The organism is Tannockella kyphosi (assembly GCF_021054785.1).
GTDB lineage: Bacteria > Bacillota_I > Bacilli_A > Erysipelotrichales > Coprobacillaceae > Tannockella > Tannockella kyphosi.
Genome location: NZ_CP088239.1, coordinates 127739 through 152918 on the forward strand (window position 1 = coordinate 127739; position 25180 = coordinate 152918).

Genomic DNA, 25180 nt, shown 5'->3' on the forward strand with positions numbered 1-25180 from the left:
AGTGTATGTTATTTTATAAAAAATTCTAAACAAGAAGTAATGTAATCATGGTAAGAGGAGGGATAATGAATTACAATTTTGGAATCATAAGTGAATTAAGTTTGTTTATTCTATTTAAGAAAGGAATCCATAACAGGATAAAGGAAAAGAATAATGAAATTAATTGTTGGTAATAAGAGTGATTCGCACTGGGGTATTGATGGTGATTATATAAAAATATATAAACCAGTTTATCTTGGTAATAAAGAAAAAGTAAGTGAAGAGTTTTCAATTTATAGCATTCAATATATTGAAATGTATTGGAAGAAAACACAAATGACAGGGACTGTTACTGGGCAATTAGCACATATTGCATTTTTTAAATTTGTGAGTGATACAAAAAATTATGAATTTCCTTGTAATACCGGGGTAAGTAGAAAAGAATTGTTAGAAGCAATAGAGTATTTTCAAAGAATGAATATTGAAATAAGGGATGAGTATCATTTAATAGCTGGGTTTAAAGATCCAAACATAGGAATGTGGGAGTATATTGATAAAATAACGAAAGATGATAAGAATTAAACAATATGTATCTATTTGTTATTTAAATTAGGAAGTTTTGACTATAAATAAGATGGGAGAGATGCTAAGTGAAGACTTTTGGATTATCATCAAAAATATTAAAACGGGAATATAAAAGTGGTATTGTTTATGGAGCAGCATTAACAGTTTGTATTATTTCTAATTTGTTATTTATTAATATATTGGGATAAGAAATATTTCTATACACTTCTTTTACTTGATTTAGGAACAATTTTCTATATCGTTTATTTCTTAGCTCCTGTAGCCTATTCATTGCAACTGATTCTTGTTCATGTCCCATTCTTTTTAAAGAATGAGCGTAATGATAAGATAAATAATAAACTGTTCAACTTTAATAGAAAGAAAAAGTCTAATAAAATATAAGTAACTAGGTTGTTATATTTAAAAAACATAATATTCTAAAAAGAAATGACCCTAAAGTTAGAATAAAATCTAATAAGTAAAAGTCGGTTTTTTAGTTAAGTAAAAAATATTTTAAACTAGACATAGTGTGTCATGTTTGTTGTGCTATACTACTCACACGGCTAACCCATCCTATCACTTATTAAAAAAGTGATAGGATAATCTTTTATCAACCTAAAAAGTTGAATAGAGAATGTTACATGTAGTAGATAGAAATAGGAGAAGGTTTATGGATTTTACAATACAATATTATGATGTTTTTCCTACAATAATGTACATAGTTTGGGGCATTATTTATGAATATACACAAAAGAAACAATTTGTTAAATTGTTTGGAGATTTACAGCTATTTAAAAAGAATAGTATAAAGAAAATTATGCAGTGGATTATTTTTAGTGTTATTTTATATATTATATCTAGGATATCAATAGTCTTAACAGCTTGTATATTTGGTTCTATCTCTTATGAATTATTATTTCATAATGATGGTGAACCAGGATATTTCTTTGGTATAGGAGATGAAAAAGAGATTAGTAATGCATCAATAAAAGAACATATAACTAATATCTCTAGATTATTTATACCATTTATACCTCTTTGGATATTATTAATTATAACAATGATCATTGTAAGGAAACAAAAAACATTTGTTGTTTTGATACTCATTGCAATGTATTTTCTATACTTTGAAAATATCAAGGAAGCTCTTTTTCGTAGTGGCTTATTTAATTTATTATAGTGTTCGATACAAGAGAACAGTAAATAGTCAGGTATCCAATTAACAAATTAAAATGTATAATGTGTCAATTATGTCTATTGTATGTCGCTAAATACATAAATATATATTTAGTTTCAGGTAAATACTATGGACTTATCAAATGCATCGAACAAAAAGCACATACACAGTAGGGAATACAAAACAATACGGGTATAGGTATGCAAATAATGGTCTTAACTATAAAGTTTGTACACCGCAAACAACTGTAAGTCTTCAAAAAAATAATAATTCAAAAGGTAATTGGTGGGTTACACAAAAACCGTTTTAGAGATTTGGATAGAGAAATATAATATTTTGATAATGAAGGAGAAATTAAAATGGAAGCAGGATTTCTAATTAGTGCAACATTAGTTGCACTAGTAATAAGTTTTATTGAGTTTAAGATTATGAAGGAACAAGGTTCTACATTAGTTATTAGTGCATTTTTTGTCACTGTTTATACTAATTTACCAAAATATCTTGGGATAGATGAAACTATAACATTGTATTGTGTACTGATACTTGGAATTAATGCGGTAATGAACATGATTATCTATCATCACAGGAGAAATCGAAGTATACAAAACGGAACCAGTGATGAAGAAATAATAAAGACTTTTGGCGTGGATAATAATCGTTATCTCATTATTATGAAGCTCGTATGGATTGTGATTTTTATTCATTTGATTACAGTAATGTATGAAGGAAGTGAAACTTTAAGATATATATTTGTGATAATTATGCTATCAAGTATGATAATTAGAGAATTGATGCTTAAAAACAAATATTTGTATATGTTAGTTATAGAGGATGTAGCAATGGTGATTTATATAGTTTACTTCTTAGCGCCTACAGGAGAGTTGGCTCCAGTAGCAATTTCTATTCAATTAATCTTAGCGCATATTCCATTCTTTTTTACAGACGAATTAAATGATAAGATAAATAGTAAGTTATTAAATTTCAGTAAAAAAAGAAAGTGAATGATAATTAAGTGTGCAAGATTTATTATGGTAATGAAGTTGTGAAGTGTGTCAAGTTATTTTTTACTGCTTAAGTCGTAGAATAATATAAAGTTATTAGCATCTTTAACTAGGATTAGTTTCTGTCTAAACAGGAGCCAATCCTTTTTATGTTCCTAATAATTAGGACAATGCACACCTATCTTATCTTACTCATATAGTAAGTGAGGAGATAGGAAATGTTAGTATTGTTAATTAGCGGACATGGTGCAGGCACTTGACCCTAGTTCTAAAATTATCTAGAAAACCTCTGTTTTATATAGAAAAAACAGTATTTTAACATACATAAAAACAGTCTGTTTTATAGGATTTATATGAATGAAAAAAATATTTGCTATGAAGGCTATGAAGTATAGGGTATCTTAGCTGTAGATGATAATATCTTTGAATATATGTCATTGATTACCTTAAAAATTATAAAATAAATATTTTTAATAAACTAGACAAGAGGTGTCGTGTTTACCTTGATATACTGTATTTATAGAATTTAATGAATCTCTTACATAATATTAAATTAAAAGCTTCATTTTGAGTCTTGCAGTAAGCTCATCGTCAGGCTAATTGTGATAAGTTAAGAAAGCCTTTAAATTACTTGTCAAGAAAGGCGTGTAATAAAAAATAGAAAGTAGTAATGTAAATTGACGAATGGGTCAGTGTCTATTTTTCATATAAACAAAAAATGCCAAAAATTAACCTAATCTTTGAGATGGGGATCAGCCAAATTATATATAAATTTCAATATTGTATTGATTAGATTAAAGTGTATGGATTTATCAAAAATTGTTGGTATGCTTACAAAGCATGTTCAATATCATTGGTTAATGAAACACTTTATACTTAATGGAAGGAAACTTAAATAATGAAAACAAAAATGATATTTTTTATTCTTTTGTTTGGGTTGTTGATATCGAACATTAGTATGTTACCGACAAATGCTCGTTGTTTCGATAGTGACTTTGTATTTGATGAAGAATATACAGTAACAGATGCACTATACGATTATCAAAGTGGGGATTTACAACCTAGATATAATACAATTAGTAAAGAAGATATTGAGATAGGAATTAGTGGTTTACATAATCTAAATACTTCGAGTAGTTCACGTATAGGCGGGTATACCTGGAAAATGATAAGAATGTCTACTCATTCTAGCTACGGTATTCTTAGAGGTAATTGTTTTAAAAAAGTGGAAGCGGGTGTAACAACTTCAAAGTCTGTTAATGCATCTTTTTCTATTAGTGGAAAAATAAAGGGAGTTGAATTAACTGGATCTTTCAACTTCTCGACGTCATTTACCTATAATGGTCCCAATGGAACAGAATCAGTTGGACACAAAAAAGCAACTCATAGATTATATTCTAGTATTGCTTATGGTAAAATTATGAAGTATGACTATGTTTACAAGGATAAGTATACTGGCCATATAGCTAAAACAAAAACAGAATATTATATTACAAATCAATCAGTTCAAAAGTACAGCAATTTAGTTTATATTAATCCAACAGATCTTAGTTTAATAGTGAGAAGTAGTGGAAGTAGTAACATAGAAAGTCATAAAAGTGAAGACAGTTTTACAAGCAAAATTAATTCAACATCTCCAGCCAAGTATATTGACTTTTAAATGAAAAGAATAGATTTTTATTTTGTTACTTCACTTATTTCATTTATTCTGTGCTTGGGTTTCACAAATAATATAATTACTAGTATTTCAGGATATTTTTACTTTTTGATTAATGAACCAGACATTTTCATGTTACTATCAGCAGTATTTTTATTCTTCGCTGTAGCCGGGTTATTTAAAATTATTGTTGATAAAAGAAAATATGTTTCAAAAAAAACAAATAACAATAACTAATCAATTGTGAGACTGTAGAAATAAAGTTTACACTTCCTAAGTGTGCCAGGCATGGTATACATCTAAGTGGTGAAAGTCCACCGTGGGGGAATAGTCGCCAACCACTAGTCGAAGTCAAGGGTGTCCATCGTGAGGCGGAATCTGAAGGAAGAATTAGACAAAACTCTGGTCTTAGGAACACGAACTATATCAGGCAGGAGATAAGAGACAAGTGTGCTTAACAACACAAAATCTAACAGACTATGAAGTACTTATCTAATGTAAATATGGAAGATATATGGAGGGAAAGATGTATAGCCTTACCCTGGGAGGTCTCACAAGCGAGAAAGTAGTAACAACGAATTGTGAGAAGTCAGCCGAGGTCGTAGTAGTGAGGAAGTACCTGTAATGGGTATGGAGCAAAGGACTGAACAGATTTATCAGTTAAAGAACTGTCAAATTGCACCGGTATGTGTAACTCGAGGACAAGAGTGAAACTAGAATAGTGAGTAAACAAGAACGGAGGAAAGCTATAAGTCAACATACAGGAAACGAAAGGAAGGGAAGTAACGAAATATGGAAACAGAAAGAAATGAATTACTTAATCAACTGCTTAGTGAAGAAAATATGATAGAAGCATATAAGCAAGTCAAACGAAATAGAGGAGCTAGTGGAATAGATGGTATGGAAGTAACTGAGTTAAAGGAATACCTAGAAGAACACGGCGAAGAAATTAAAGAAGAGATAAGGACAAGGAGATATAAACCTAGTCCGGTAAGAAGGGTAGAAATACCAAAAGAGAATGGTGGAGTAAGATTACTTGGAATACCAACAGTAAAAGATAGAATGGTACAACAAATGATAGTGCAAGTATTAACACCAATCTATGAACCGATATTTAGTGAACATAGCTATGGGTTCAGACCGGGTAGAAACTGTGAAATGGCAATCATAAAAGTATTAGAGCACATGAATGAAGGATTGCATTGGATAGTAGATATTGACTTAGAGAAATTCTTTGATAATGTTCACCATGATAAACTAATTCGACTAGTGAGTCAACAGGTAAAAGATGGTGATGTAATATCCCTAATTAGAAAATTCCTAAGAAGTGGAATCATGATTGATGACGAATATAAAGAATCAACAATCGGAACGCCACAGGGCGGAAATCTTAGTCCATTATTATCAAATATTATGCTTGATGTGTTGGATAAGGAATTAGAGGCAAGAGGACTTAATTTCGTAAGATATGCAGATGATGGTGCGCCACGAAAGTGTGCGTGAGTAACAAGAATTACTCAAGTATAACTAAGCTATACAAATGATGGTGGAAGACCCACCGAAATCGCCATGCAGGTGGAGGTTTCAAACTACCTTAAGGTGCTGTAGACAAAAGCTATGGTATTGAGCGTTAAGGAAAAGGCAGTGTAAAACTGTCAAGTATGTGTTATGGAGATGAGAAACCAAGCGAATCACTGATGAAAACATCGAAAGCGTATAGATTCCATCAAAACCAGGGGGTTGTCGTTAACCTGGGATAAGTGTAGAGGAAACCTGTTTACTGACTACACGGTGGGCGGTGTAAAGGTGACATGAACATAACATAGGCGTTTGTATGGAACGTGGGAACCCACGGGCTGATGATAAGGGAGTACTACAAGTGGAAGAACCATAAGTAGAGAGTACCAATGCAGTCATGGGGACAGATTGAATTGTAGTAGTGAAGAAGCTTCTGTAATGGAAGTGGAGCGAAGGGTTCAAGTCATTTAGTTTTGAGAATGAGTCAACTTTGAAAGGAGGAGGAACTTATGCAAGAAACCAAACCGTTTAATATTTCAAAACAAGCATTTGTGAAAGCATTTGAACTAGTGAAAGCAAACAGAGGAACATATGGGATAGATAATATAACTATTGAAATGTTCGAAGCAGACTACAAGAATAACATGTATAAGCTTTGGAATAGAATGTCATCAGGAACATATTTCCCAAAACCAGTAAAAGCAGTGGATATACCAAAGAAAAGTGGTGGGACAAGAACACTTGGAATACCAACAGTGGAAGATAGGATAGCACAAATGGTTGTAAAGTTATACTTCGAACCAAATGTAGAGAAAATCTTCTATGAAAATTCATATGGGTATCGACCAAATAAGTCTGCAATACAAGCTGTAGGGGTAACTAGGGAAAGGTGTTGGAGAAGAGACTGGGTATTAGAATTTGATATCAAAGGACTGTTTGACAACATAAGACATGACTATCTAATGGAAATGGTAGCAAGACATACCAAAGATGAATGGATAAAACTATACATACAAAGATGGCTTACAACACCATTCCAAAAAGAAGATGGAACAAAAATAGAAAGAAGATCTGGAACACCACAGGGTGGGGTAATCAGTCCAGTACTAGCGAATCTATTTTTGCACTATACTTTTGATGAGTATATGACAAAACAATTTCCTAATATTCCATGGGTGAGATATGCAGACGATGGAGTAACGCATTGTGTATCACTTAAACAAGCGCAGTACCTATTAAAGAAACTAGAAGAAAGATTTCAACTACTAGGACTAGAATTAAACCTAGAGAAAACGAAAATAGTATATTGTAAAGATGATGACAGGAAAGAAGAGTATCCTAACGTATCATTTGATTTTCTAGGATATACATTTCGAGCTAGAGGGAGTAAGAACAAGTATGGAAAATATTTTGTAAACTTCCTACCAGCTATAAGTGATAAAGCGAAGAAAGCAATTCGCAAAGAAGTAAGAAGTTGGAAAATACAATTTAAAGTAGATAAAAGTTTAGAAGATATAGCAAATATGTTCAATAAGAAAATCCAAGGTTGGATTAATTATTATGGACATTTCTATAAATCTGAAATGTACGATGTATTGAGATATATTAATAGACGTTTAATTTACTGGGTGCGAAGAAAGTACAAAAGGCGAAACTCAAACAGAAGAGCTGAAAGATGGTTAGGTGGTGTGGCAAGAAGAGACACCAGACTATTTGCACACTGGAAACTAGGAATATTACCGGCGATAAATGATGGGAGCCGTATGAGCTGAGAGGTTCACGTACGGTTCTGAGAGAGACTTAGGGGGAGGTTCCCTAGGTCTACTCACTTGCAAATATTGGTAGGAAGTCAAAAAGCAGCAAATAGAGTAATAGAGAATGTGAGTAGGTACATAGAAAAGAAACTAGGATTAAAAGTAAATATGACAAAAAGCAAAGTCAACAAACCAGAGGGTACAAAATACCTAGGGTTTGGATTTTACTATGATAAACTTCAAAAGACCTATAAAGCGAAACCACATAAACTTTCTGTAGAAAAACTGAAAAGAAAACTGAAGCAACTTACAAGCCGGAATTGGGGAGTGAGCATGGACTACAGACTACTAAAGATAAAGCAATTGATAGTAGGATGGGTCAACTACTTTAGAATAGCGAGTTTTAAGAAAGTGTGCAAACAAATAGATGCACATACACGGTTTAGACTTAGAATGTGCATATGGAAACGATGGAAAAGAATAGGTACAAAATACAGAGCACTAATAAAACTAGGAGTAAACAAATATAAAGCATGGGAATGGGCGAATAGCAGAAAAGCATACGCACGAGTTGCCATGTCATATATCATGTGTAGAACGGTAACGAACGATAGACTAAAGAAAAGAGGTCTAGTATCACTACTAGACCAGTATCAGTTAAAACATATTTTAGTATAAATTTGAACCGCCGTACACCGAACGGTACATACGGTGGTGTGAGAGGACGATAAATAAATTAATTATTTATCTCCTACTCGATTATAACCAAGCGCTTATATGTCACTCTAAAAGATAGTGGAGATTAAGGCGTTTAATTTGAAGTTAATATTGGGTAAAATGAACCCACCCAATTTATTGGATAGCCAATAGATAAGAGGTGTGGTTTTTTTGGCGCTTTAAAATCTAGCGGGGTTTAGCGTAAAAAAGCTTTAAAAAAGAGCGGGGATAATTTTCCCCGTTCTATTTTTAAAGCCAATGCGAACATAAATTACAGTTTTTTTATTTTTTCGATTTTTTGTAGGGGCCCCTTGGTGATCCTACTCTTTTTATTCTGGTAGAATGTTCACTTATAGTATATGTTTCGTATAAGTTTTGAGAGTAGATGAACTTATTTCGGGCTCTTTGGAAATTACTTAGCCCATTCCCGTTGCTTATGATCTTTTTGATATAGTTGTTTTTCCCTTCTATAGGTCCATTGGATAATCTTCGATTATCTATCCAGTGAAAAGAATTTAATATCTCTACTTTCCAATTTTTTAAAGTGCTTGCACAGTCTATCATTTCTTGGATGTTGGATAGAAGCATCTTCTTGATTAAAGAATCTAATTCTTGTTCTTTCTTTTCTCTGGAAACAAATGTAGTTGAGTCATCATCTTGAAAAGCAATAAACTCTTCTTTTATCTTATATGCGTTATGTAAAACATCGCTAATATTTAATAGCTCTCTTAGTAGTGCTGTTTTTGTGGTTGTATACTTTAGTAAGTAATCATAGTATAAATTCTCAAAGTCTAGAGTGTCCTTATTTTTTAATAGTATGTAATATCTACTTTTGAGCAGTTTATATTCTAATTTGTCTTTATCTTCACTAAAGGAACGCATAATACGTTTTCTCACACTGTTCAAAGAATCAGTTACTTTTTTTGTTGCATGGAACGGATCAATAGAAATAACTGCATCGGGAAAGAAAATATGTGCTATATCAGCATAATTTTGATACATATCAATGATAATATATTTTACTTTCTCTCTTTCTTTTAAAGGAATACTAAAAAAATAGTTGGTTAAGTCTTCGTTCCATCTAGATTCTACTATATCAATAATATACTTTTTACGAAAATCCATGATCATAAAAGCGTATTTTTTTTCAGTATGTCGGTTGAAATAAAATTCATCCCAACAGAGTATATCGGTTAATTGTTTTCTAGGTATTTGAACATGTTTGTCAAAAATATCAACAACTGTACCAACAGAAACATGATACTTAGAAGCAATACTAGAATAGGTAGCTGTATAAGGCTTCAAGTCATTTAATATATTAATGATAGTAGTAGGAGTTAGTGTTTTTCTACTGTTTCCAAAAGGATTAGGTTCAATAAAAGTTTTCTTACAGTGATTGCATTTATAACGACGCTGACGATAGAATATAGTAGTGTCACAATGAATAATAACTTTATGTTTTAATTCTCTAGTTTTATAATCTTTTACAGTGCTTGTAATGGAACCACAGTGAGGACAGACTTGTTTTCTTTGTTTGAAAGTTACTAGGAAATCAGAATGATTTGATTGAACAACAGAATCAATGAATTGTATATCTTGTGCTTTTAAATCTAAAAGATTAATGATAAAATCGTACATAGAATCTCCTTCCTTTTAATTTTGTTCGCAAACTAATTATAACAGGAGATTCTTTTTTTTGCCTAAAATCACCCCGCACTAGATTTAAAGCGCTAAATTTAAGTGAAAGAAAAGACCCCGACTTATATTTAAAGCCTAGGTCCTTCCCCGCGATAATTTAATATACCGTTTTTTTGTGGTAAAACTAAACAAAGAATTTAAAGTAAAGTTATATAAATGTAAGCGTCAAATAATAAAGCACTAGTTGTCCTATAAGTAATAGGATATACTAGTGCTATCTTTTAAAACAGTACAAAAAAGTCATATCTCTATGATTTTTCAGTAATTTTTATGTTTTCAGGCAACTCTGTTGCCCAAGGCATAATATTTTCTAGATCTTTCTCATCATGTAAGTCAATATTAGGCAAGATATTTAATATATATTCTAAGTATGCTTGTGGATTTAGTTTGTTTAGTTTTGCACTTTCTACAATACTGTAGTAACAACTAGATGCACGTGCTCCATGAGGAGATGTAGAGAACATCCAATTTTTCCTACCAATTGTGAATGGACGTATCGCTCTTTCTAGGCTGTTATTTGATAGTTCAATTCTACCGTCATCTAAATAAGTACGTAGTTTACTTTCTTGATTTACACAATACGTAATGGCTTGTTGTAATTTCTTGTTTACAATCTTTCCTTGATTTGCTTCATGGATTCTTTCCATCATTTCATAAAAGATTGGTTTTGCCTTCGTTTGTCGTAAACTAGTTATTTCTAGATAGGACATATCTTTTGTTTCTTTTTCTATATGAAATAGTTGGTTCATTAATATAACTATTTGATTCGAAAAAGAATCACTTATATCAGTACCTTTTGGGGCACTATCTAGTACTTCTATAAATTTTCTTCGGGCATGAGCCATACATCCTGCTTGTGTTACATCTTCTAGTTTATCATATGCTTGATAGCCATCAGATTGTACAATCTGATGATATCCTTCTAGATGTTTCTTTGCACAGTCATGACCTCTAGTTGGTTCATAGTGAAATAGTACTAGTTGCTTTTCTTCACTGCGACCACTCTTATATGCCCACATATAGGATTTTGTAGAAGCTGCTATCCCTTGTTCACGTAATACTTGTACCGTTGTTTCATCTGCTCCAATGTATTCCATTTGTAGTAAACAACGATGCATATATGCTTGAACATCCTTTAGGTAGTAATCATAAAGTTTCACTAACCAGTTGGACATTGTTTGTCTAGTAATGAGTAAGTTTGTCCTCTTATAATCCATCTCTTGACGATATAGTGGTAAAGATAAACAAAACTTATTATAGATAATCGTACTAGCCACACTAGCAGATAAGAAACTTTTTGGTAGTAAGGCAATTGGTGCTTTTCCTTTTACAAAGTTTGCTTTTTCTTCATTGCATGCATCACATGTATAAACATATTGAACATGTTCAATGACTTTATAGCTAGCAGGAATATATACTAATTCTTTACGTATATTTTCACTTACTTTACGTAATGGAGCATGACATAGATTACATGTTTTCTCTTCTACGTCATAAACAATACGTTCTACTGGGAATAGTGATAAGTCTTGTTCTCTTTTCCCTTTTTTCTTTTTACGTTTATAAGTAATCTCTTCTAGTTCTGGTTCTACTTTTATTGGTGTTTGTTCTATTTCTACTTCATCAAATAAAGATAACTGTTCAGGTAAGTCTGTCTTTTCAGATTTCTTTCCATACATATTTTTTTGAAGAAGTTTTATCTGTTGTTGATACCAATCTAGTTGTTCTTCTAGGGTAGAAATATGATCAATTAATTGTTCTTTTGATAGCTTATTTAAGTCCATTTTCTTCCCTCGCTTTTCCTATATATTATACCAAAAAAAGGGTTATTTTTCTATAAAATAAGCCCTGTTTTTTGACTATTTGATAAGAATTTTGATTCCATATCTAAGCCTTGTAATAACCAATTTAATTGTACACTTGTAATTGTTTTCACCTGTTTAGTTTCATCTACTACATACTGAAATCTGCCTTGCTCTAGTCGCTTTAGAAACAACCAAAACCCATTGTTTTCATAATAGAGGATCTTTATTCTTGTTCTGTTTTTATTGATGAACAAGAATAAAGAATGATCTAATACATCTAATTCAAAGGATTGATGGACCAGTAAAGCTAGTCCATCAATCGATTTCCTCATATCTACGTAATTGGTAGATAGATAAATATGTTTCACTTCTTCTGTATTAAGTATCATGCATCTACTCCAAGTAATGAACGCAATACATGAATATCACCTTTAATAGAAACACCATTTATTTCCATACGTATATCTTGATTCGTAGTAACAAGAACCGGTTCAAACACAACTGGTGTTACAGTTTCTACTATTTTCTTTTTTTTATACTTTGTGAGAAAGGCACGTTTTTGATAAAAAGTACTTTCCCCAATATCATGTTGCTTACAAAAGTCTACAAGTGATAAAGTGGTTGATTCAAACTCCTTGAGTATTTTTATCCACTTTTCATCACTTAATTTATGTCCTCGCATAAAATCACCTCCTACATGAACCAAGTATAGCATTGTAGCAGGTGACTAGATAGTGCCGTTATATTTGACGCTTACATATAAATTAAGAAAAGAAGGGAAATCAATAGGGAAACTTAGTAAAGAGTACAAATTGGTTATTAATAATTTAAAGTATGTGATTCGGTTAATAGAAAGATACAAAATAGAAATATCAAAAAGAAAATGAAATTATTATTAATTAATGAACATGGTGCAGGCACTTGACTCTAGTTCTAAAACTTTGTAGAAAACTCTCTATTTTGTAAAAAAAGAATTTCAACATACATAGAACATACCAAAGACATCGATAAAATCATAAACTTTTAATGATAGGTGATATTGGTATTTATTTTGTGAAGAATAGTAAGAGTGATAGAAAAGTTTGTGTTTATTTGTGTTTGGACATAGCAATGTAAAGATTTATATTTACTGGGTATATTAGTAGTAAGCACGGTAGATTAATTATTGAAATCGTTTGATTTAACGATGTATCTGTGCTATATTTTAGTTGTCAAGAGAATTAAAAATTGGAGAACCATAGCCTGAGTTGGATCTATTAAATCGGAGAACCATAGCCTGAGTTGGATGCAATAGACTAAAAAACAGGGAAATACATTAAGTATCCCTGTTTTTTGTTTAAAGAAAGAGAGGTAAAATTCATGAGGTTTTATAAAGTGAATACTAGGTATTTAGAACATATACATAAATATGATAACAATATTATTTCAACAAAAGAAATGATTGGAATACCCGTTCGTTTAAGAGGGAAAATATATTTTCTACCTGTGTGTACTCTTTCTAAAAATGATTTTGATAATGATGGAAATTTGCGTAAAACGAATCCTGCAATATTAAGATTGATTGATTTAAAATCAAACAAGGCTATTGGTAAGTGTTTGTTTTCTAATATGTTACCAGTTCCATATAATGAATTAGAGATTGTAATATTTGATGAACTAACAGGTAATAGAATTTTATATGAAAAACAATTAAATTATTTACAGAAAAATTATAGTAGAATTAATAAGGCAGCAAACAGAATATATAGTCAAAAAGAAAAAGGCTACAAACATACATATTTAAATAAAACAGTAAACTTTAAAAAAATAGAAAAATATGCTTTGGAGTGGGAATTAGAGAAGTATGGCAAACACTACAATAGATTTCCTGACTCTAACTTCTTTTTAACCAACCCACAGGCAGATGGTGTAGGTGAATATTATTTGATGAATAAACATCATAAAGTTGCTAGAATACTTTATAATCATCAGTCAAATGATATCCAAGTAGTGGAACTATTAGAAAAGGAATATGCTCCATTAGAGTGTATAGTTAAAGAAGGCATCCTAGATAAAGATGTTTCAAGTTGGTTCCGTAATAGAGGAATACCATCATGGAGAGATGGACTAGATGACTTTTTAGATAATTTAGGTATATCAGATAAAGATATATTATTAAGTAAAGCATTTGGGCTGTCTTTAACTGATCAGTATTGGTTAAATCCACTGTCGATGCCAATGGAATGGGATGATATCAATTTTTTTGATAATGATTTCTATACACAAAATTATAAAGAAGCAATATTTCAAAACAAGATACAAGATGCTTATAAAGTTAATCTTTTTACCCCTAATAATACTTCTGATGGTATGTTAAAAAAAGTATGGATTTGTGAGAATGGTGAACGTTATTTGTTAAAAGGATCGTATAATGAAAAGGGATTAGAGCCATTTAATGAGGTTTTAGCTTCAATGATCAGTGACGTTCTTGGACTTGAGTATGTATATTATTGCGTGGAAACATGCTATGGGAGTATGGTCTCTAAATGTGCGTGTTTTATTGATGGTGATACAGAACTGATATCTGCTTATTCAGTACTAAAAAATGCTGGAATTGGTATGGTTAGCGAACTTGATTCAGTAGCTGTATATAGCCAATATAAGCAAATATTACTCAAACAAGGGATAGTTTCACCTGGTAGGTCGCTTGTAAAGATGTTTTTACTAGATTATATTATCCTGAATGAAGATCGTCATTTAGGTAATTTTGGCATTATCAGAGATGTGGAAACACTAGAGTGGAGATGTGTAGCACCAAACTTCGATAGTGGGCAGTCAATGAATTCACAAAAAAAAGCATATGAGATGGACTTTGATCATGCAAAAGGATGTTTCTTTCATGATAAAAATATTGATTTTGAAAACATATTGTCTTTTATAAAGGAAGATATTGACTTTGAAATAACTTTTGGGAAACTGTATGACGTTGTCAAAGAGTGGAAAAAACTTTTAAAGGATTATCAAGCTGTGTCTGTTTTAAACGAGGATATTATTGATACTCTTGTAAAGGGATTGCAAATACGTATAGAAATGCTAGAAAACAAGTTAAATGAAAAATAAATCAGATAAAAACAACCAGATTCTTTTTGGTTGTTTTTATCTGTATTAGGACAATGCACATACACCTACCTTATCTTACTCATATAGCAAGTAAAAAAGTGAGAAATGTATTATTATCAATTAGTGACCATGGTGCTGTACTTAACCCTAGTATTAAAGTTATCAATAAAACCACCTTATCACGATAAACTAGAAAACATAAGATTTTTCATAAAACACATTTTACAAATACTTTATTGGGGATAGAAGCTGTATAAAATACAAGACTATACTCTCAGGAAAGAAATTATTTCTAGCATACAAAATGGGAAGAAGTAAACAAATTCCTCAATTTTCTACCTCGTGGAGGAGTACTGTTATCTGCTGTAGACATAAAATGAATTTGATGGATATGAGAAAAAGAGAATAAGAAGTGTAGGCACCGGCAACAATGTAGATGTATAAGATAGGGTTGACAAAACTGTATTTCATAGTATTATTTAAGTAAACACCCACAAATATATAGCAAGTGTGGGCTTTTGGTGGAAGGTGGTGATACATTTGTTAAAAACATATGAAGAATGTATAGCAGAGTTTGGTTCAAATCATTATCTTGATAAAGCAATTGAAAGTGGTCGGTTATTTAAAATAGAAAAAGGTATATATTCTGATGAGCAGTTACCTTCACAATTATCAGTTGTTGTTTTTAAGTATCCAAATACTATAATGACCATGGAATCAGCTTTTTATTATCATGGATTGACTGATAGTATTCCAGATGAGTATGTGCTATGCACAGAAAGAAATGGAACTAAAATTAAGGATATAAGAATAAAGCAAATTTTTTGTCAGAAAAAATTATTTTTAATTGGAAAAAGCAAAATGGAATATCAGGGCATAAAATTAAACATTTATGATAGAGAAAGAATGTTGATTGAGTTAGTCAGAAACAGAGAGAAACTACCCTATGATTATTATAAAGAAATCATCAGAAGCTATCGTGATAAGCTCTTTGATTTGGATATAGAAAAAATGCAAGAATACATTAGGCAGTTTCCAGGAAGCAAAACTATTAATGAAGTGATTGCTAGGGAGGTTTTTTAGTGAATATAAAAGAGCACATAAATAGAATATACGCAGAAGGGTACAGTGAAGCAAACGCAGAGGCAAAACTCTGTCAGGATATTATTCTTGAGTTACTATCTAAAAGCTCCTTAAATCAAAATGTCACCATAAAGGGCGGTGTGGTAATGAGAAGTATATCGGATAATGTGAGAAGAGCAACACAGGATATAGATATTGACTTTATCCGATATTCGTTAGAAGAAAATTCAATTAGAACATTTTTGGATAAACTTAATGAGGCAGGGTCAGGAGAAATAACACTATCTATAGTAGGAAATATAGAAGAATTGAAACAACAGGATTATCACGGGAAACGAATCCATGTAGAAATAACAGATACTACAGGAATAAAATTAATGAGCAAAATAGATCTTGGAGTACATAAAAGGTTGGAAATCACACAAGAAGAATATTGCTTTGATATTGGTTTTAATAAAGAAGGAGCAAGTCTCTTAATCAATTCCAAAGAACAGATTCTAACAGAAAAACTTCGTTCTATTTTAAGATTTGGAAGTTATTCTACAAGATATAAAGATATTTATGATATCTATTATCTACTAGGAAGCATTGATAATGAAAAGCTAGAACATTGCTTGGATCTGTACATATACCAAGATAACAAAATGAGAGAAAACAATAAAGAGGATATTTATAAAAGAGTTTATGAGACATTAACAGATACTAGCTATTTAAAAAAACTAAACACATCGAAAAGAAACTGGCTAGATGTATCAAATAACGAAGTTGTTTCAGGTATTATACAGGCATTGCAGGAACTGTGATATGGTCCCTTTGATAGAAACATAAGATTATCCTTCAGAAGTATGTTGGGCCCTAGAAAAATATCATATGGGATATCTTGTACAAAGCAAAATAGGATGTTATTACTTTAACTCAAAAAAAGTCTATACTTGTAGTGGAATTATAATGTCCAGAAGTAGCAGTACTTGGAGTAGCATTTCATTCACTCAAATGGTTATTTGTAAGAATAGCACCTTTTGCTTTAGTAGGTGCAATTATTGGTATAATTGTGACTTATAAAAAATATTCTTTTATAAGTAAGAATTACTAACCATAGAAGAACTCAACGAGTGGTGCAAAGTTAATTAGGATTAGTTTCTGTACAAACAGGAGCTAATCCTTTTATGTTCCTAACAATTAGGACAATGCACATACATCATTCTCATCTTCTTCATATAGTAAGTGAGGAGGTGAGAATATGAAATTATTGTTAATTAGCGGACATGGTGCATGTTCTTGACCCTAGTTCTAAAATTATCGATAAAATTTCATTTATGATTCACAATTAATTTTTAAGGACTTTTTAAAGAAATAATATAATAACTTTTGTATACCTAAAAGAAGGTAAATGTGATGTGATGGAGTGTATGCCACATGGCAAGGGAAACAACAGAGATAATAAAAGGAAATTATTATTATGAAAGGAAATATAGTAGTATGAAAGAGGTAATGAGGGATGTAGATAAAGTTGATTTTACTAGTATGATAGAAAATAAAAAAATTGAATTTAAAGTAGAATTAAATAAAAACAAACCTATTGGATGGTTAAAAACAGTAGTAGGATATGCTAATGATAGAGGTGGAATTATATACATAGGTGTTAGTGATGAGGGGTATCCTAAAGGTTTTTATAGAAAAGAAACAGATGAAATTCAGTTATATATGGTGGATATGATGAAAAGAAGAATTGATCCTCCTATTGAATATGATATTGAACTAATAAAAATAAAGGAACGATTTATTTTAAAGTTGATAATAGAGGAAAGTAAGATAAACGTAGTTAGTTATGTTGATAGAAAAAATGATATAACTGAAATTTATATTAGAAAACATGGCTCTACAACAAAGGCAAACTTATACGATATGGCTGAATTATTTCTACGTAAAAACCCTATTCCTTTTGATGAAAGAGTGAGTGAAGAGCAGTTTGAAAACCATACTTTTCATAGTTTAAATGAGAAATATAAGGAGCTTAATAATACAATGGTAGATTTAAGTCAAAAAAAGATGCAAGCACTAGGACTAGTTAATGAAGATGGCCTTTTAACAAATGCAGGATTACTATTTGTTGATAAAAGAAAAGAAGAATTCCCACTTATTCATATGAGAAAATGGCCTGGATTTGATAAGGGGAGTGATGAAGTGATTGATAGAAAAGAATTTAGAGGGAATCTTATTGATCAATTAAATAATGCAACACTGTTTATAAGAAATAACATAAAGACAGGATTTGTAAAGTTGCCAATAGGTAGGGTAGATAAAGAATCATATCCAATGAGGGCAGTAGTAGAAGCATTATGTAATGCTATAGCTCATAGAGACTATCTAATTGGAGGTACACAGATAGATATTGATATTTATCAAGATAGGATGGTAATCACATCACCTGGAGATTTCTTACCAATAGGTAATGCTTCTGAATATGTTTTAGAAGAAATCCCATCAAAACGAAGAAATGAAACAGTCTGTAATATATTATCTGTATGTAAATTGATGGAAAAATCGGGGAGTGGATTTGAAAAGATTGTAAAGGAATATAATAAATTCGATAAAAAATATGCACCCAGGATTATATCAAGGCAAGATTATTTTATGATTGTATTAAAGGATGTTTTGTATGATGATAAGATTATTTCAACTCAACACACAATATCGATAGAAGAAATTAAACTTCCAAAAAACCAAAAACTTATATATGATGTAATTTGCGAAAATCCTGGACTTAGGGTTCCTGATATATCTTCAAAGAGTGGACTTAAAAAATCCAGTGTGGATAATGCGATTAGAGAATTGAAAAACAAAGAAATTATCAAATTTGTTGGAACAAGCAAAGGTGGAGGATATTACAAATTATAAATAATTGTTATAGCTTTAAAAAAGAAAACCACGGAGTAAACCACGGAGTAAACCACGGACTAGATTACAGGTTAAAACACTTGGTAATAGTGATTGCGAAGGAATAGATAAAATTAATATTCATAAAAACAACGCATTTTTCAATATCAGTAGAGGTTATTATATTCTAGGGTTTAACTAATTGTTAATGTGTTTAATGTTCACAACATAGTAATAGTCATTTTAATTAATATGATTTATGTACTGTAGTTACTTTTACTATCACTCTATTTAATGAAACTCTAAGAAAGTGCAGAGTTAAATAGATCGCATATTTATTGTTCAGTAATATAAAGTAAAAAGCATCTTTAATTAGGATTAGTTTCTGTACAAACAGGAGCTAATCCTTTTATCTTCCTAATAATTAGGACAATGCACATACATCATTCTCATCTTCTTCATATAGTAAGTGAGGAGGTGAGAATATGAAATTATTGTTAATTAGCGGACATGGTGCGGGCACTTGACCATAGTTCTAAAATTATATAGAAAACCTTTGTTTTATATAGAAAAAACAGCATTTATATATATGTTAAAAAGCTAGATTTTCATCTTTTTCGTAAAAAAGAAAAAAACAGTTAAAGATAAGGGGAAGATACACTTACATAAGAATTAGTTTTACTATTTAATGGAATAATCATTTCGATGAACATAAAAACAACCACCTTATAATAGGTGGTTGTTCACGTCAAAGATTAGAGCAGTAAAGTTGTCGTCATAACTAATCTTCTTGTATGCAGTACGGCAGATGTAGAGAAGATAAGTCAGGAAATCCATCAGTAAAAGGCACATCACAAAATAGTATTAGTATAAATTACCATCTATACTACAATACAGTGATATTGATTTTGTAATACTGTCTGTTTCAAATCCTAAAAAGTATTCTTTTATTGTTGCTGTAGCTTTTGCACAATTACCAGATTTAGATGTATTCGTACTATATGTTTTCCATGCACTATCATAGATAGTGATATTTAGTTTTGATGAACTGCAAGTCACAGATGTACCAACAAATGAAAACGTACCAGTAACACTAATAGACCATAGTGCTTCACCTGATGATGAACGATAGGTTGTAGTTTTTGTACCAGATACTGTATCCAAAGAAGAACGAGTTTGTGCAGTTGTTTGGTTAGAATAGTTGATAACTGTTTCATAATAACATCCAGTATCTAAGCACTGTTCTTCTAAAGCAAAGGTTGCTTTAGGTGATAATATAAAAGTAAGTAACAAGATAGAGATAAAAATTTTTATTGTTTTTTTCATAAGTAATACGCTCCTATTCGTAAGTTATAGATGAATCATCAAAATAAGATCCATGACTATCTTTTGCATCTTCACGGGCTAAACTTAAAACACCAAAAAAGATGATTGTATTAATGATTAAAAATAGAAATATAAGCTTTAGAGATTTTTGTTTGAATTTAGTATCTTTCATACGTGAATAAATACCTTGTGGTTCTAAGTCATCATAAAATGATTCCACTATTTCTTTAGGGTTACCAAACCTAGAAGAATAGTAATCATAGTTTTCATTTTCTTCAGAATTTTCAGTAATAGATTTTGTGAATCTGTTAAAATATTCTATTTCTTCTTTCCCAAATGTAGGAAAAGCTTTTTTTATGTCTAATAAGTACGTATCTCTACTCATCACCATGTTCTCCTTTTATATTTAATATTACTTGTATTTTATTTTCCCATTGATGATATTCTTCAATCATTGCTTCTAGATAAGGAATACCAGATTCTTCTAGATGATAATAAACACGTATCTTTCTATTTACTATTACTTCATTAGAAGATATATATCCTTTATCTAACATCTTATAAAGAGTAGGGTATAAAGAACCTTCTTTTATATCAATGATGCCATCTGATAATTCGCGTATTTTAGTTGTAATTTCATAACCATAACAATCCTTGGTTGTTAAAATAACAAGTATTAACATCTCAAATTTAAAATAAATGTTCTTCTTAGCCATTTGGATCTCCTTTTCTAAATATAGTATAAATATATCAAATAGTAGCGTTTAAGTAAATACATTTAAAACTATGTATAATATTATTGACATATTATTTGCATATAGAGTATAGTTTAAGTATGAGATATATCACATAATGTATTGTGCCGATTCTAGTTTGAACACAAAAGCTAGCAAACGGTCGAAAGGGGGAGTGTGTCTATAGAATATCTTTAACTTAGTATTCATAGTGATTTGTATGATAATTTTTGAAAACAGTGTTATTATTTACTGTAACTAAATTATTTATCTCAATGATTTTTGCTCAAAAGAATAATATGATATACATTGTTATTAAAATAGGGCCAAGTGGTTTGTGACGAGAATGCTAGGGGATTGAATAAGTATTAAATGTACAAAATAAAACAAAGACAAAGGTTGACTTAATTGTGTGAGAAGTTAGTTAAACTTTATCAAAATACTGAAAGGAAAGTATGATCTGACACTAAGAAACAAGTGCTTTTCATACAAGGTTATGGTATGAAAAAGAAGAGAAGTATATGTTTAATTATTGCAATAGGTGCATGTATTATTCTAACATTACTTTTTTTGAAAAGAGAAAATATTTATGTTCAATTAGGCGGCTTACAATATCAATTTGAATCTATGAATTACTCTTTATCTCAAGAAAAAGTAGATGGGGAATATTCTTTTGATATTGATTTAGAAGACTTAGAATCAAATGAAAACAAAAAAATAGAAATAGATGATAATTGTTATATAGAAATAGCAAGTATTATACTAGAAAGTAATGGTCAGTATGCTTTACATTTACAATCTCATGGAGAGTATGATTTTAATGGAGGATATTTCTATACAGCGAATGAATATTATACAGGAGATCAAAACAATATGATAACTGTAATCGGTGAGTTAGAATCTGATGGAGAAAGTTGGTACTCATCCTCTTATTTAGCTGTTAGTAATAAATATGGAGATAGTTTTAGTTATAGCATTGATGCAAGTAAAATAGATAGTAATCATGTAACGGTTACATTAAGTAATATAAATAAAGTAATATTGGAAAGGGAAAATTGAAAATGAAAAAAATAAGAATAATGTTAATAACTACTTGTATGGGAATATTAAGTGTTGCAAATGTTTATGCAAGCGAAAAAACACTTTTTGATTATACAGCAAAAGAAATTGCACAAATGCAAGATGAGGAATATTTAACTCTATATACAGACTATTATATTGAAGCAAAATCACAAAACAAAACAGAAGAAGATATTAAAATAGAATTACAAAATGTAGGAATTGATTATTCCTGTGTTGATCTGGTTAATAATTCAAGGGCAGCATCTTTCAGTACAGATATCGACTTGAATATAACTTTATCTCGTAGAAGTGGTCAAACGTATACTTATGTGACGGGTGTTGCTACTTCTACGAAACTTCTCAGCTCTCCTTCAACAGAAGATATGCTTTCAATTGAATGGGAACCCTCTAAAGGAACTTATTATGGATATACTGAAACAAAAAATGCCACATTGAAAAATTATTCTAAAAAGAGCCAAGGTATATTAGTTTTTAATATACAGGATTCAAATTTAGTGATTAGCGGTAGCTACGCACTATGCTCGGTAAAAGTTGTTTTCGATGACAATACTGATGTAGGTGATTTAGGATTAAATTATATACATACATTTACTGATGCAGCACCCACTTTAACGATAGGTGGGAATGTATCCTTTACATCTGTAGGAGCACTAACTGGAGGTCTTAGTATAGGGTTAACAATCACAAATGTAAGTTGTGTTTGGGAAAGATCATATTTATATTCTTAAAAGATGATATAACTTACTTATAAATAAAACTGTAAATAACTATAATATTCAAATAAGTCAGTATGTTATATACGAGTATAATCTAAATTTTAGACTAGAATTTTATTCTAGTTTTTTTTGATACTTTCTAGCTAGTAAGTTCTAAAAGTAAATGTATGACATAGCATTATTTAGGAGGTAGTTAATATGGAAACAAAAAAGATACTTAAAGATATAGCAAAGAGATGTGACGACGATATCTCATTTAGCAGTAGTAGGACCTGTAAGAACAGGGAAGTCTACGTTTATAAAAAAGAACACGTCAAGGCAGTAATACCTTATATTGATGATCCTGATGCTAAGTTACATGCTATTGATGAATTACCACAATCTGGTAAGGGAAAAATGATTATGACGGTAGAGCCTAAATTCATCCCTAATCAAGCAGTATCGATATTATTAGAAGATAATTTAAATGCTAAGGTGAGACTAGTAGATAGTGTTAGATTCTAAGTCCAATTATAATAAGGTAAATAATTATTTGAATAAAAATATAATAAGCTAGTTAACGTTAATTAGGATTAGTTTCTGTACAAACAGAAACTAACCCTTTTATGTTCCTAATAATTAGGACAATGCACATACACCTACCTTATCTTCCTCATATAGTAAGTGAGGAGGTGAGAATATGAAATTATTGTTAATTAGCGGACATGGATCTGGAGACAGTGGGGCAGTTGGAAATGGCTACAAAGAATCGGATCTTACAATTGAAGTAGTTAAAAACATTAAGAATTATTTAGATGAATACATGAGTGTTACAGTCTATGATACAAATAGAAATGCTTTTAAAGATTGTCAAAAAGGTCAATTTAAAATAGGAAGATATGATTATATATTAGAAGTACATTTTAATGCTTTTAATGGAAAAGCCACAGGTACAGAATGCTTTGTTACTACAAGAGAAAAAGGTATCGGAGTAGAACAAAAAATAATGAAAAAAATGGCTAAATATTTTAAACTTAGAGATAATGATGCTATTTTTGATGGAGTAAAAAGAAAGAACTTCTTAGTCATTAATACATGTAAATCAAGAGGAATGTCAGGTTGTTTATTAGAAGTTTGTTTTATAGATAATCCTAGTGATATAAAGATATATCAAGAAAATAAGTTAGAAATAGCAAAAGATATTGGTGATGCAATTATGGACGGATTTAAAGTAACAAAAAAAGTTACTAGTAATACTAAAAAAACAACAGTAACTAAAAAATCAAATACGACAATTGCCAAAGAAGTTATTGCTGGTAAATGGGGTAGTGGTGATGAAAGAAAAGAAAAATTAGAAAAAGCAGGATATAGCTATCAAGCTATTCAAAGTAGGGTCAATACTTTGTTGAACAAGAAAAAATCAAATACTACAATAGCCAAAGAAGTTATTGCTGGTAAATGGGGTAACGGATCTAGTAGAACAGATCGATTACGAAAAGCAGGTTATAGCCCTAGTATTATTCAAAAGAAAGTAAATCAACTGCTTAAATAGCTTTCATTGATTGAAAAAAGTCTTTTATCTATTTCTATTGTGATATAAATAGGTAGAAGACTTACATAGTGATAGGAGACAATATGACAACAATACAAATGATTATCATAGTATGTCCATTGGTTTTCTTTGCTGCATTTATTGATGCTATTGCAGGAGGAGGAGGACTAATTTCTTTACCTGCTTATTTATTTACGGGTATGCCAACTCATTTGGCATATGGGAGTAATAAGTTTTCAGGATGTATGGGATCTTTCTTTTCTTCTTATCGCTTTTTAAAGAGTGGGGTAGTACATTTAAAAGTAGCGATCATTTCAGCTTTTTTTGCTTTAATTGGTTCTTATTTGGGGGCACAATTAGTACTTATTCTAAGTGATTATTTTCTAAAAATAAGTATGACTATTTTATTACCAATTATTGCAGTAATCTTGTTATTTAAAAAGAACAAACAAGAAGATGTTAATGTAGTAAATTTGTTAAGCAAAAGAAAGACTATTTTTCTATCATCAATCATAGGATTCTTGATAGGAGCTTATGATGGCTTTTTTGGACCTGGGACAGGTACGTTTTTAATACTCGGTTATACTACTTTCATGGGATTTGATTATCGCACTGCTTGTGGAAATGCTAGGATTGTCAATCTTGCATCTAATTTTGCAGCACTAATAGCGTATGTGTTTGCTGGTAAAGTAATGTATGTTGTCGCAATACCAGCTGCTTTTTGTTCGATTACAGGTTATTGGTTAGGATCAGGATTAGCTATTAAGAAGGGTTCTAAATATATTAAACCCTTGATGGTATGTGTAATGATGGTTTTATTTTTAAAAATTATAATTGATTTATTAGGATAGGAGGATTTTT

24 protein-coding genes are annotated in these 25180 nt (G+C 30.6%); 17 read left to right on the plus strand and 7 right to left on the minus strand.

Going from position 1 to position 25180, the window contains the following annotated elements; all coding sequences use genetic code 11:
• The first annotated feature begins 153 nt into the window (after positions 1-153).
• From LRR82_RS00755 to LRR82_RS00785, 8 genes are all read left to right on the plus strand, one after another.
• Positions 154-561, plus strand: a complete 408-nt coding sequence (locus LRR82_RS00755) for a hypothetical protein (protein ID WP_249029608.1) — start codon at positions 154-156, stop codon at positions 559-561.
• Between the two features lie 68 nt (positions 562-629).
• Entirely contained in the window at positions 630-752 is a 123-nt protein-coding gene (locus LRR82_RS10895; protein WP_283162782.1) for a hypothetical protein, read from the plus strand.
• 461 nt (positions 753-1213) lie between these two features.
• Positions 1214-1723, plus strand: coding sequence for a hypothetical protein (locus tag LRR82_RS00760; RefSeq protein WP_249029609.1), 510 nt, complete (start codon positions 1214-1216; stop codon positions 1721-1723).
• A gap of 356 nt (positions 1724-2079) precedes the next feature.
• Complete coding sequence (locus LRR82_RS00765) at positions 2080-2721, plus strand: hypothetical protein (RefSeq protein ID WP_249029610.1); 642 nt, start codon at positions 2080-2082, stop codon at positions 2719-2721.
• Between the two features lie 898 nt (positions 2722-3619).
• Entirely contained in the window at positions 3620-4381 is a 762-nt protein-coding gene (locus tag LRR82_RS00770; protein WP_249029611.1) for a hypothetical protein, read from the plus strand.
• A 789-nt stretch (positions 4382-5170) separates the two neighbouring features.
• Entirely contained in the window at positions 5171-5881 is a 711-nt protein-coding gene (ltrA, locus tag LRR82_RS00775) for a group II intron reverse transcriptase/maturase (protein ID WP_249029612.1), read from the plus strand.
• A gap of 524 nt (positions 5882-6405) precedes the next feature.
• Positions 6406-7668 carry a group II intron reverse transcriptase/maturase gene (gene ltrA / locus LRR82_RS00780; RefSeq protein ID WP_249029613.1) on the plus strand — a complete coding sequence of 421 codons (1263 nt, stop codon included), beginning with the start codon at positions 6406-6408 and terminating at the stop codon, positions 7666-7668.
• Positions 7669-7725: 57 nt separating this feature from the next.
• The gene (locus LRR82_RS00785) at positions 7726-8328 is read left to right on the plus strand and encodes a group II intron maturase-specific domain-containing protein (protein ID WP_249029614.1); all 603 of its coding nucleotides are present in this window, start codon (positions 7726-7728) and stop codon (positions 8326-8328) included.
• A gap of 321 nt (positions 8329-8649) precedes the next feature.
• Here the strand turns inward: LRR82_RS00785 and LRR82_RS00790 are convergent, their stop codons facing one another.
• From LRR82_RS00790 to tnpA, 4 genes are all read right to left on the minus strand, one after another.
• Positions 8650-10005, minus strand: coding sequence for an ISL3 family transposase (locus tag LRR82_RS00790; RefSeq protein WP_249029615.1), 1356 nt, complete (start codon positions 10003-10005; stop codon positions 8650-8652).
• A 308-nt stretch (positions 10006-10313) separates the two neighbouring features.
• Positions 10314-11849: an IS66 family transposase gene (gene tnpC, locus LRR82_RS00795; RefSeq protein ID WP_249029616.1), complete on the minus strand. Its 1536-nt coding sequence runs from the start codon at positions 11847-11849 to the stop codon at positions 10314-10316.
• Between the two features lie 50 nt (positions 11850-11899).
• Positions 11900-12259 carry an IS66 family insertion sequence element accessory protein TnpB gene (tnpB, locus tag LRR82_RS00800; RefSeq protein WP_249029617.1) on the minus strand — a complete coding sequence of 120 codons (360 nt, stop codon included), beginning with the start codon at positions 12257-12259 and terminating at the stop codon, positions 11900-11902.
• A complete protein-coding gene (gene tnpA / locus LRR82_RS00805) occupies positions 12256-12552 on the minus strand; it encodes an IS66 family insertion sequence element accessory protein TnpA (RefSeq protein ID WP_249029618.1) in 297 nt (98 codons plus the stop codon). Before tnpA ends, tnpB begins: the two co-directional genes overlap by 4 nt.
• 677 nt (positions 12553-13229) lie before the next feature.
• Here tnpA and LRR82_RS00810 point away from each other — a divergent pair.
• From LRR82_RS00810 to LRR82_RS00825, 4 genes are all read left to right on the plus strand, one after another.
• Complete coding sequence (locus LRR82_RS00810) at positions 13230-14969, plus strand: type III toxin-antitoxin system ToxN/AbiQ family toxin (RefSeq protein ID WP_283162783.1); 1740 nt, start codon at positions 13230-13232, stop codon at positions 14967-14969.
• Positions 14970-15509: 540 nt separating this feature from the next.
• On the plus strand, positions 15510-16052 hold the full coding sequence (locus LRR82_RS00815; RefSeq protein WP_249029620.1) for a type IV toxin-antitoxin system AbiEi family antitoxin domain-containing protein: 543 nt from the start codon (positions 15510-15512) through the stop codon (positions 16050-16052).
• Entirely contained in the window at positions 16052-16855 is an 804-nt protein-coding gene (locus tag LRR82_RS00820; RefSeq protein ID WP_249029621.1) for a nucleotidyl transferase AbiEii/AbiGii toxin family protein, read from the plus strand. Before LRR82_RS00815 ends, LRR82_RS00820 begins: the two co-directional genes overlap by 1 nt.
• Positions 16856-17576: 721 nt before the next feature.
• Entirely contained in the window at positions 17577-18950 is a 1374-nt protein-coding gene (locus tag LRR82_RS00825; RefSeq protein WP_249029622.1) for an RNA-binding domain-containing protein, read from the plus strand.
• An 843-nt stretch (positions 18951-19793) separates the two neighbouring features.
• Here the strand turns inward: LRR82_RS00825 and LRR82_RS00830 are convergent.
• From LRR82_RS00830 to LRR82_RS00840, 3 genes are read right to left on the minus strand one after another with little or no spacing between them, the layout of a single operon-like run.
• A complete protein-coding gene (locus LRR82_RS00830; RefSeq protein WP_249029623.1) occupies positions 19794-20255 on the minus strand; it encodes a hypothetical protein in 462 nt (153 codons plus the stop codon).
• Positions 20256-20268: 13 nt separating this feature from the next.
• Positions 20269-20640 (minus strand): DUF6120 family protein, encoded by a 372-nt coding sequence (locus LRR82_RS00835; RefSeq protein ID WP_249029624.1) that lies wholly within the window; start codon positions 20638-20640, stop codon positions 20269-20271.
• On the minus strand, positions 20633-20971 hold the full coding sequence (locus tag LRR82_RS00840) for a PadR family transcriptional regulator (protein ID WP_249029625.1): 339 nt from the start codon (positions 20969-20971) through the stop codon (positions 20633-20635). Before LRR82_RS00840 ends, LRR82_RS00835 begins: the two co-directional genes overlap by 8 nt.
• 519 nt (positions 20972-21490) lie before the next feature.
• Here LRR82_RS00840 and LRR82_RS00845 point away from each other — a divergent pair.
• The 5 genes from LRR82_RS00845 (at position 21491) to LRR82_RS00865 (ending at position 25170) form a co-directional block, all read left to right on the plus strand.
• Positions 21491-22048: a hypothetical protein gene (locus tag LRR82_RS00845; protein ID WP_249029626.1), complete on the plus strand. Its 558-nt coding sequence runs from the start codon at positions 21491-21493 to the stop codon at positions 22046-22048.
• Between the two features lie 2 nt (positions 22049-22050).
• Complete coding sequence (locus LRR82_RS00850) at positions 22051-22800, plus strand: hypothetical protein (protein WP_249029627.1); 750 nt, start codon at positions 22051-22053, stop codon at positions 22798-22800.
• Positions 22801-22986: 186 nt separating this feature from the next.
• Positions 22987-23292: a stage IV sporulation protein A gene (locus tag LRR82_RS00855; RefSeq protein WP_249029628.1), complete on the plus strand. Its 306-nt coding sequence runs from the start codon at positions 22987-22989 to the stop codon at positions 23290-23292.
• A gap of 175 nt (positions 23293-23467) precedes the next feature.
• Positions 23468-24319: an N-acetylmuramoyl-L-alanine amidase gene (locus tag LRR82_RS00860; protein ID WP_249029629.1), complete on the plus strand. Its 852-nt coding sequence runs from the start codon at positions 23468-23470 to the stop codon at positions 24317-24319.
• An 83-nt stretch (positions 24320-24402) separates the two neighbouring features.
• Positions 24403-25170 (plus strand): sulfite exporter TauE/SafE family protein, encoded by a 768-nt coding sequence (locus LRR82_RS00865; RefSeq protein WP_249029630.1) that lies wholly within the window; start codon positions 24403-24405, stop codon positions 25168-25170.
• Positions 25171-25180 lie beyond the last annotated feature (10 nt).